Source organism: Fannyhessea sp. C0108B2 (assembly GCF_056583915.1).
Genome location: NZ_JBWPJQ010000007.1, coordinates 1 through 11,292 on the forward strand (window position 1 = coordinate 1; position 11,292 = coordinate 11,292).

The 11,292-nt window shown below is 45.2% G+C and carries 5 protein-coding genes; all 5 read right to left on the reverse strand.

Features of this window, described 5'->3' with window-relative positions:
- A partial coding sequence (locus AC1DBT_RS04380) for a sialoglycan-binding domain-containing protein (RefSeq protein ID WP_480018746.1) occupies nt 1-8,432 on the reverse strand: 8,432 nt, incomplete at its 3' end.
- Entirely contained in the window at nt 8,392-8,808 is a 417-nt protein-coding gene (locus AC1DBT_RS04385; RefSeq protein WP_480018747.1) for a hypothetical protein, read from the reverse strand. The genes AC1DBT_RS04385 and AC1DBT_RS04380, both read right to left, overlap by 41 nt.
- A 120-nt stretch (nt 8,809-8,928) precedes the next feature.
- Nucleotides 8,929-9,870, reverse strand: a complete 942-nt coding sequence (gene whiA / locus AC1DBT_RS04390) for a DNA-binding protein WhiA (protein WP_480018748.1) — start codon at nt 9,868-9,870, stop codon at nt 8,929-8,931.
- Between the two features lie 2 nt (nt 9,871-9,872).
- Nucleotides 9,873-10,859: an RNase adapter RapZ gene (rapZ, locus tag AC1DBT_RS04395; protein WP_480018749.1), complete on the reverse strand. Its 987-nt coding sequence runs from the start codon at nt 10,857-10,859 to the stop codon at nt 9,873-9,875.
- A gap of 28 nt (nt 10,860-10,887) precedes the next feature.
- On the reverse strand, nt 10,888-11,238 hold the full coding sequence (locus AC1DBT_RS04400; RefSeq protein ID WP_480018750.1) for a tRNA-binding protein: 351 nt from the start codon (nt 11,236-11,238) through the stop codon (nt 10,888-10,890).
- Nucleotides 11,239-11,292 lie beyond the last annotated feature (54 nt).

The window sequence follows — 11,292 nt, forward strand, 5'->3', positions numbered from 1 at the left end:
GCTTTGATATGAGTTTGAGCATCTGCTCCTTGGATCGTTGCGTTGGCTCCCGCTTTAAAGCTAATACGTACATAGCCTTCAGGTGCTTGGTCACCTGTTGCATCAATTACATTCTTCTTATACTCAATAACAACATCGGGGATAGACGACGCCGCTACAAAATCGCTCGCGACACCAGTTTTTACCAGATAATCATACTCATTAACGCCTCGGGCAATACGCGCCTGTGCCTCGTCCACCGCACGTTCAATAAGCGCACTTCTAAATGCAGCATTCGCGCGCAGAGGAATTCGAATCGCACCATGCGGATCGGGATTTGGTTTTACCTCAAGCGTATCATTGTGATCCTCAAAAATGGTATATCCGCTCTTAGGCTTAGGCTGATACTTTTTAAACGTTGCAAAGCTGCCATACGAATCAATCTTCCCATGCTCAACAAGATTGGGATGGAGCCACATACCTGTTTCATACGAGAGCGCCTGTCCTTCGCCACTCTTCTCAATAACATAGCGAACAAAGTGCGCACTCTGCGCAAGCGGCTGCGGATCAATCAACGAACCATCTTGTTTCACCACAATCATTCTGGTGATTGTCGTAGCAACTGCAGGTGCCAGAGCATGTGCCCCCGCCTCTGTAGACGGCGTATCGGCAACAGTTTGCACATCAAGCGCAACGTCTATATGCGAGCCATCGCTAAATGTCACAACAACGGTAGGCTTTTGTGCAACGGGTGTGCCGCCTCCAGGCTCCGTACCAGGATCACCACCTTGGGCAACAACCAGTTTATATGTGACATCCGAAGGAACCGTACCCGTATGCTTGACAAATTTTTCGGCAACAAGCGACTGACCAGCACCCTCGATCGCGTGCGCCCAATCAAAACCTGTTGGTGCGAGAACCTTATTGCTAGAAAATACCTTCTTATCACGGTACTTATCACTTTGATCTTTGAGCGTGATGTTCAGCGTGATATCGGTAGAGTTACCCGACTCATCTACCGCGCGAATAGTACGCGAATACAAGCCCGTTTGAGCGTCCTTGCTAAAGGCACCGCGCACGGTTAAGACATAGGGATCGGCTTCGGTACCCTTTGTGCTTGAGCTCAATTGTTGCTTATACGCATCGTGGTCATTAGAAAAACCTTGAATGTCCACGTCGTCTTTAACATTAACATCGGCAATAATGTGAGAGTTATCATGCGCCTTAATATGAAGCTCAAACGGCTCATTTTTCCAAACTGTCAAATTGTACGTGTTTGGATCTGCGGACGACTGTTTCAATTCAACGCTGTTTGCGATTGTATCCGAGGCAGCACTACCCTCGCCCGCGTGCGCAAGCGGCTTCATCTTTGCTGGTGCTTCCACGCTCACAACAGGCTTAGTTACATCGTTTACAACAAGACGACCCTCTATTAATCTACTTGAACCATCGCCAAAAGTTGCCTTAATGGTAACTTTTTTGCCAAGTCGATCTTTGGTAATAACATCAATTTTGTGGTCGTTTTGGTCGTTAAATGTATAGGTTGCAGTAACTTTCGCAGCTTGAAGCGCTTGTTTTGTTGCGGCGCTTACAAAATCAGCAGCTTGGAGGCTTTTGCCTGAGTTAACTTCTACCGTTTGCGTGGCACCCGTAAGCGCGCTGTCTTCAAACTGCGCCGCTTGTTCTTTGACCACAAGCTTGAGCGTATAGCTCGATGCATTACCCGCACTGTCGGTAACGGTTATCGTGCGCATAAACTGATCATAGGCATGACCATCTGTGCCGCGCTGGCGAAGCGTTGTGCTCGCAGGAACAGTTCCCGAAATCGTTACAACGTAGGGATCAGCCTCGCTACCCTTTTTGTCTTTATAATCATTGTGGTGCGCATCGTGATCATTCTCGACACCTGAAATATTTTCCCCACTCACCACAACATCGCTGATCAAGCCAGAATTATCGCTTGCCTTTGCCTGAATGCTAAAGTGCTCGTTGCGATACACCTCAACCGTAACCGTATCACCAGTTTGAGTAACCGATGCAGTTTTATTGCTCTCACCTGCAGTATCAGGCGTTTTAACAACAGACAGAACGGGTTTAACGCTATCTTTAACTTTAAGATGGCCAAGCACGATCTGCTTGGAGCCGTCACTAAAGGTCACTGTCACAGAAACGGTGGATCCGTCGTCCGTGGTTACCTTATCAACCTTATGGTCATTATCAAAGGTAAACGCATATGTTTCGGAGCCGTTCGCCTTATCAAAGAGCCGTTTCGTCTCGTCACTTACAAAGTCTGCAGGGAGCAGCTGTTCAGTGGTATTGACTTCCACTTCTTTGGTGGCGCCTTCGATCTTCTTGTTACCATCAAACTGCGCTGCCTGCTCTTTTACAACGATCTGAAGCGTTTCAACAGAGGTATGATCCACGCCATCCCAAGCGCAAATAGAACGTGTAAAGGTGTCAGCCTTGCGGTTGGTAGCTAAGTCAGAATTAGTTAATTGTGTTGAGCTGGACACTACACCCGAAATCGTCAAAACGTAAGGATCAGCACTCGTACCACGTTTTCCGTGGTTGGCAGCCTGATAACTATCGCGGTCATCAGAAATACCTGGAATGTTATCGCCTTGACGCTGAACATCGTTAATAACACCAGAATTATCCGTAGCTTTTGCTTGAATGCTAAAGCGTTCGTTGCGATACACCACAATGCGCGTTGTGTGATTCGTCTTATCATGCATTATCGACTCAATAAGGTTAGAAGCACCGCTTACATCAGGTGTTTTATCAATCTTAAGTTGGGGCGCCGTTGTATCGACTACTTTCAGCGTACCAGTAATAGTTGCCGTTGAATTATCGCTAAAAGTGACGGTAATAGCCACATCTTTACCGCTCGTGTCAACTTTGTCAATAGCAGGTGCCTTGTCATCAGCAAAAGTATAAGGATTCTGTGCAAGCGAGCTACCAAGCAAACGCTTGGTGTCTTCGTTTACAAAATCAGACGGTGCAGGTGCAACCGAATTGACTTCAACTTTTTTAACAGCACCATGGAGCTGAGCTTGCGTAAAGCGCGCGCTTTGTTCTTTAACGACAAACTTAAACTGCGTGATACTTTGATTTCCATTGCCGTCAGTTGCAACAATAGTGCGCGTGTATGTTCCCGTACCAGCGTCACCGTTAAATTTACCTCTGATGTTCAAGATATAAGGGTTCTTACCATGATCCACACCTTGCATATCGTGATCGGTTGTAATGGTAGCGTGCGGGAATTCAACTGGATCGGTTCCCTTATTGGAAAGCATGGCGTCCGTCACAACTTTAGAGTCGTCAACAACACGCACGTCTACGCTAAAGTGCTCGTTTCGATACACGGTAATGGTCCGCTGTTCGTTATCTACGTCAACGGCATTGGACTTGCCAGGCGCCTCGTGTTTTGCAAAGGTAACTACAGGGTCATTTTTGTCCGTAACTTCAAGCTTGCCTTGGATTTCCTTGGTAGATCCATCAGAAAAGTGAGCAAGTACCGAAACTGCCACACCGTCTCGGTTAACTGTGCTTGTGGAAGGAGCTCCATCTTTGAACGTATACGATGTGACTCCCCCGTTGGCGCCGCTAAGCAGCTTCTTAGTGGCATCTGATACGAAGTCTGCCGGAGTATAGTTAAGCGTTTTATTAACTGAAATCGACTGCGTTCTGCCCGATACAGTTTGATCGTCAAACTGAGCTGCCTGTTCTGTTACTACAAATCTAATATATGCAGTTGATTGGTTACCAACGCCGTCCGATGCATCAATTGGCCTCGTATATTCAGATTTTTTACGCGTCGTGTTTGGATAGGGTAAGCCCAGCGTGGAGTTCTTTGGCACCGTTCCATACATCCGCAGCACATAAGGATCATTTTGTGTACCGCGTTTACCACTATTAAGCTGGTAGTAGCTGTCACGGTCATTGGATACCCAGGGAAGTGTTATTCTATTTTTTAGATCATTCACCACGCCCGAATTATCCACTGCTTCAGCTTGAACGCCAAAGCGCTCGTTTCGATACACAACGATCTTCGTAATAACTTGATTATTCTCTGTTGTAGATATAAGCTTCACTTTGCCAGCTAGTGGCTGGTGCTGAGCATCCTCACCAGGAGTAGCAACGATTTTTATCTGAGGCGCATGTGTATCTTGAACAACGAGCTTTCCGGTAATAGTTGCCGTAGAGCTGTCATGAAAACGAGCGACCACTGCCACATCGGAAGGTGTATAGGTGCGGCCCTTGCGCGCGGACACCTTGTCTATTGATGGAGCGGTACCCGTAGAAGCACCCTCAGCTTTTGCCCATTCATAGCTCACACCACCATTTACATTCTTCAACGCATCAAGCGTTTGTTGACTTACAAAATCGCGCGGCGAGAGATGTACAGTTGGATCGTTTACTTCAACTGTTTTTTGTGCGCCCTCAAGCTTTGTATACTTTTGTGCTTGGGGCAAAACTTCCACAACAAATTGCATGAAGCCTTCGTGATCAGCGCCGTCCCAGGTTCTCACCTTAAACGTGCGCGTACCTTGCTCGCGCGCCAAGCCCGTTACACTTATGGTATAAGAAGTTGTAGACGTATCCTGATTACGATGGTCTTGCTGATACGTAGCTTCATTTGATGTTAAATAGCTTCCTGCTACATCGCCCAAACGAACATCCATGACATGGTTTGAGTTATCGCGCACCTGGACATCAAAGCTAAATGCTTCGTTCGCGTATACCGTGATCTTCGGCGCACTCGTTGCAGCAAAGGACTCAGAAGGCGCAAGCGTCTGCACACCTTGCGCGTTTCCTGTAATGATAGCGCCCGTCTTTGCAACAAGAGAAACGCTTGCAAGTTTGGTGTCTTGGACGTGCAGTTTTGCATTCTCAACGTCAACGGAAGATCCATCACTAAACGTAATACGAATAGTTCTAGTTTGAGGATCTTTTCTGTACTGGTTATCAAAGCCCGTACATGTATTGCCTTCGGAATCAAGATAGCTAAAGTTAGCATTTTTCGGAAGAAGCGCTTGCGTGCCGTCCGAAGTATATATAAAGCTGCGCACATCGGGAACTGACGCATTTACTTCTATGGTCTGTTCATGCGGACGCAAATTGGCGTATTTGCGCTTTTGTGACACAACATGAATCGCAAGGTGCGCTTCTTGTGTTTGGTCTTTCACATCCCACGCACGTGCCGTCAACTCAAATGTTTGCTCAGCATTAGGATCTAAAGGATGCTTAGGAGCAGTGCCGGTAAGCGTCACTACATAGGGATTGTCTTGCGAGCCACGCATATCACGTGCACCATTCGTATCTTTTATATACTTTTGCTGAACAGCAGCTTCATCAGAAGTAACCCACGATGGGAAACCTGAACCTGTGGCCGCCTGTACCCGCAGATCCTGTACGATATTCGAGTTATCGCTACCTTTTACGCGAATCGTAAATTTCTCGTCGGCATATACGTCTACGTTATAGCTACCATCAGCATTTGCGGTAAGGTCTTGCGTATGCTCTTTTCCGTCAGCAGTTTGAGTGACTTTCTCAAATGCAAGCTGAGGCTTTGTTTTGTCATCGACGCACAGATTTCCTGCAATATCAATAAATGAGCCATCGCTAAACGTAGCTCGTACATATACAGGTTTAGAGCCGTTTCCTTTGTTGGTAAGTTTATCGATCGTTGGCGCCGAGGGCGTGGCATGTGAACCAGGCGCAACTCCCCATGAATACGTAACTCCCTTTTTATGAGGATCACCCGAAGGAGCTTTGCTTAGAAGTGCTTTAGTACTGTCGTCTACAAAGCGTTCAGGCGTAAGATTTGCATGAGGGTCGTTCACTTCAACCGTAACCAGTGTACCGTTTACTTTATTGCGATAACGTCCTGCTTGAGGAGCAACCACCACCGTTACGGGCATAGACGTGGATCGAATGTTCTCGCCATCCCACGATTCAAAGCTAAAGGTGTAGGTCTTCTTGCCGTCGTTTTCACGGGTTGCACCCTGTCCCTTAAGCGTCAGTACATAAGGATGGGCACTATCAACCGACATACCGCGGTGCGCTTGTTGGTAATCCTCATGGTCGCTTGAAAGACCAGGAACGTTTGAGCTTGTGGTAAGAAAATCGGTCATCTTATTGGTGGTGTCGATTACCTTTGCTTGGACAGTATACGGCTCGTGATTATAAATCGTAAGCGTAGGCTTCACATTTCCGTTTGCGTCGGTAAGCGAAAACTCAGCAGATCCGTTCTGCGGTACCACGTCTACCGTGCTATAGCTCAATGTGTCCGAAGCTTTAAGCGTAAGATTTCGATACTGCATGTCAGGCGCGTCGCCTTTATGCTTTGCTGCATTAAAACTAATCCAAAAACTGACACTTCCGTCATCATTTACTACAAACGGATGCTTTGCGTCATTTTGGACAATATCGTAGTGGTCTTTATTTGCGTCGATAATAGTTTGTTTAACCTTATTCTTTTCATCCTTTGAAAGAACAATTTTTTGACCCTTAAAACGCACACCAATCTTGGTTTTCTTGGCATACGCTGCTGCAGGAATCACGCGCACATTTAAGGATTTAATTTCGCGGTTGGGCAAAAAGGCGTTGAGGCCGTCGTCAACAGCCCTTTTATCTCCGTAAATGTCCGTAATATCCTTATCCCAAAAGCACGGAAAACCAGAACCGGCCCATGCAATATTCATTTCACTATTCGGCTTAGCAATAACTACACCGCTTAGGTCAATGCGGGCGTTATGATGCACGTACGGGTTGTGTACGTTGTTATCAACATCTACAGGTGTTTCTTTAAAATCGGCATTAAAGAGATTTTCATCTGACTTTCCAAGCTGATAAGAAAGAGGAGAATTGCTCTTATACTCGCTTGTCCACATGTACAAGCCTTGCTTATCATTTTTGGAACTCAGCGAGATTTTAGTTTTTTCACCTTCGTGAACAACAACATATTCATTTTTAGTGGTAGAGTCAACTTTAATATTGTTCTTAGTGCCATTTACCGTAATATCAAGCTCGGGCTTAAAGCGCATACCGCCCCATTGCATAAAATTGATAGTGGTTCGCTTCTCGTATGAGCGATACCCTGCTGCATAATAGGGGTTATGCGCATTTGGCGAGTTGGGATCATCAATACGCGTGTCGTAAGTGAGCTCATACATAGCTGTATCTTGGCTACGTGTATCAAACAGAAATACGCGTCCTGTGTTTTCCTGAATGAGTTGCGCATAGTCGATCTGTTGATAGTCACTTGCTGTTTGCTTATTGAAATCAAATTTATATTTATATAAGTTATCTACAAACGGCCCCATCTTAATGCCATCAGAGTTATTTGTAAAAGCAGCAAGGTCCGTCCATTCATCACTGTTGTTCTTTTTTGTACAGCCTTTTTGTGGGTACTGGGTTCCTTCCCAATAATGCTTATAGATGATATCCTTTAGGGTATGGGCAAAACCAGTAAAGTTATACTTGTTGTTTGACCACCAAGCGTTATTCCCCTCATACACATAAGGTTTATTGTTGTCATTAAGATAGGTGTTGGGGCCTTCAGCAGTACCGGTAACCATACTGCTGATCATATCCTTATTTTTATTTCTAATATTCGCAAACAGGTTGTCAACACCTTGACCCGTATAGGTCATGGATTGGAGTCCGCTTTGTGTTACATTTTTTGATGTTACTTTAAACGTTGAGTCTTGAAATGCCTTGCCATCACGCGATGAAACAATCGTTTGACCTTTTGGCACCGTAAAATAATTATGACCCGATCGATGTAAGTCATGATTTTTATTAAAACGCAAATACCAGCGGTATCCTACTAATTTGCCCTGATTATCCTTAATAGGTTTATTGCTCACATAAATAGTGCCATTAATATCTTTAACTGTGGGAATATCACGTGCATTATTATGCGTACCATACAAAAAAGTACCAGGCTTATAGAGACCAAACACATCGTCAGGCGTTCGAATATCAGAAGGATTTTCGGGCACAATGTACATGCCGCGCTTGTGCCAAAACACATAATCAAGCCAGCGTCTAATTTCATTACGGTCTGAGGCGTTTCTAATACCCAAAATTGCATTTTGACCGATAAATGCATCGGTACGCGGTACACTTCCTGAGGTTTCGTCAATAACCTTATTGTCATCATTGTTATTCCAGCTCAGCGCATATTGTAAGAATGCGATGGCAGAATTTTTTGCTTGTTGAAGTTTAAATGCCTCGGAATTAAACTCTTTGGCACCTTGTACCTTATGAAGTTCAAGACCCTTAAGGTCAAAATCTCTATCTTCTTCTTGTTGTTTTCGCCAGCTTGCAAGAGAGCGCTTGGTGCGCACACGACCTGCACTTTCTTGAGATCTCTCTTGTGCGTGTGCGATGGCGTTTGCGTTGTTAACAGAAGGCTCCACACCAGCATCGCTGGCTCCAGACACAGATTCCTTCTTTTGAGCTAGGGGGGGGGGTAAGCGTTTTTTTATGAGCAGAATCTTCTAACGGTGCGGATGTGCTCAACACTTTAGGTGCAGACTTTTCTGCATGTAAAGGGATGTGCTTAGGTGAAGCCTGAGTCTCAGGTGCGTCAGACGCTGCTTCTTTATGAGAATTAAGCAACAGGTTATGCGAAGAATCGTGCTCATCTGTAGTGGCTTCATGCGCCTCAGCGTGCGTGGCATTAACACCTAAATACAATGACGACGCAACCAGCATGGAAGTAGCTCCTGCCGCAAGTGTAGAAACATCGGCATGATGCATGTCTTTTTGCACCTTTGTGCGCTTGGTTTTCTCTGTATGCTTACCCTGAGATTTCACAAAATCCTCCAATACCTAAAAAACACAGATGTGTTTATATTTTACCTTAAAATAATGTGAAATTTCAGCATAGAGGAAAATTCTGGAAAACAGCGAAATCAGTACGTCATAGCTGATTTTCTACTCCAGGGTGTCTACAAGTTTTTGCAAACGCAAAACACGATGATACATAGCAGATTTTGAGGCTTGAGGACAAACAAGCTCGCCAAGCGCAGCTAAAGAAAGCTCGGGATGTGCCTTGCGCACTTCACAAAATTGTCGAAGCGCACGCGGCAAATCATCGGGCGCATAGCGCGCGTAAACTTTTTCGATCAGTAGCAGCTGATCAGTTGCTGCCATGCATGATCGAGTTTGATTTGCCATTTCGGCATTTACCCTACGATTCACTTCGTTTTTAAGACGCTTTACCTTGCGTATATTCTCAAAGGCACGCGACAGACGCTTTGCTCCTACAACCTGTAAAAACAGCAAAATTGAATCAAACTTTTTGATATATAAAGAAATGGTTGAACGCCTTTGATTACTGCGAATCACAATGCCAAAGGTATCTGCAAGCGCTACAATTTCGCGTGCAAACGCAGCCGAAGACACCGAGATTTCCATATGAAATGATGTTCTTGGGTCGCTCATAAAACCACCTGCAATAAAACATCCACGCAAAAATGCCTGCGCGCAACACGTTCGCTGTAAAAGCTTTTGAGGAATGCCTGTGCATAATGCACCAGTGGCATCCAAAATTTCGAGCGTATGCAAAAATGTTGGCAAACTGTCTTGATAAGGAATTTGAATAACGTAATTTCTTGTTTTATGCAAGTTAGAATGTCGTACCGTTAAATAGGTATCAAGATCAAAAAGTGTATGAGTAAGATTGATAATCATACGAGCCACTACACCGGTTTCGGTGGCAATGGTTACCGAATATCTTGAATGCGATGTAGTAGAGCCTTTAAGTGATAACGAACCGCATATTCTTACAATCCCCGATAAAAGAGCATAATCACAGTGCGGACATGTAGCGTTGATGTGTGATAATTCGTCTTTGACAGAGGCAGTAAACGACATGGTTATGCCTTATCAGTTGAAGGCTTAGCGTCATGCTCACACGTATTTTGAGATGAGGCGGGTGCGTCTGCATTGGCAAAGTGCAAATCACGATGCGAAACAATTGTTCGGTAAGCTTTTTGTTGCAGATAATGCGCAGTATATTCTGCAATTGCAACGCTTCGATGTTGGCCACCCGTACATCCAATTGCAATAGAGAGCCGCGTTTTACCCTCGTTGATATAACCTGGCATAACCACATCAAGAAGCGTAGTCCACGAGGATAAAAACTTGCGTGTTACATCGTTATTAAGCACAAAGTCGCGGACAAGCTTATCGCGACCAGTTAAAGGGCGCATATGCGCATCATAGAACGGATTAGGCAAAAAGCGCACGTCCATCATAACATCGGCCTCTGCAGGAGTTCCGTATTTATATCCAAACGAAAATACGTTGACGTCCATAAGCTGAAGATCCGAGCGCTCGCTAAACTCACGACGAATTTTAAGGCGCAAATCGTTTACGCGCAGATGAGAGGTGTCAATGATTAAATCGGCTTGTTGCCTTATAACAGCAAGTTGCTCACGTTCGCGCTGGATAGTATGCGATAAACTTTCTTTGCGATTTGCAAGCGGATGACGGCGGCGCGTTTCGCTATAACGACGAATAAGAACATCATCGCTGCTATCCAAAAATAGTGTCTTTACAAACATGTGCGCGTCGTGCAACTGATGCAAAATGTCGAGCATCTCGTCAAAGAGACCTTGACTGCGCAAGTCACACGTTACAGCCAAATGACGACCAATCCCAGAATTGATTCCAACCATTTGCGCCAAGCTCAAAATAAGACGCGGTGGCAAATTGTCAATACAGTAATAACCCATGTCCTCAAACACGTGCATTGCCTGCGTGCGGCCGCTTCCACTCATGCCGGTAATAACAACCACATCGGGAATCTGCGGGTGGTTTGCAATGTGCTCTGTATGTTCTATATGAGTTGCTGAGTTCATGGGATGTCACAATCAAACAAAAGGCAAACTAGCACAGACGCGTACCGTTTGGTACGGGATGTTCAAGCGTAGGCATAACAGACGGAATATTGTCCTCGTAGCCAATATCAAGCAACATGCCAGCACTGGTCATACCCGCCATCTTACGAGGAGCCATGTTTACCAAAAACAGTGTTTGCATTCCTTCGAGCTCTTCAGGACTCTCGCGCTCTTCTTTAAGAGCGGTAAGAATGGTGCGCTTAAAATCACCGAAATCTACCGTAAGGCAAACCAGCTTATTTGAATCGGGCACATCATCAACGTGCAAAATTGTTCCAACGCGAATATCAAGTTTTTCAAAGTCGCTATATTTAATGTTCTCTTTAACTGGTGCGCCCATACGTTATCCTTTATCCGATTGCCAGTAAGTTTACGTGTGCATACGTACATCATC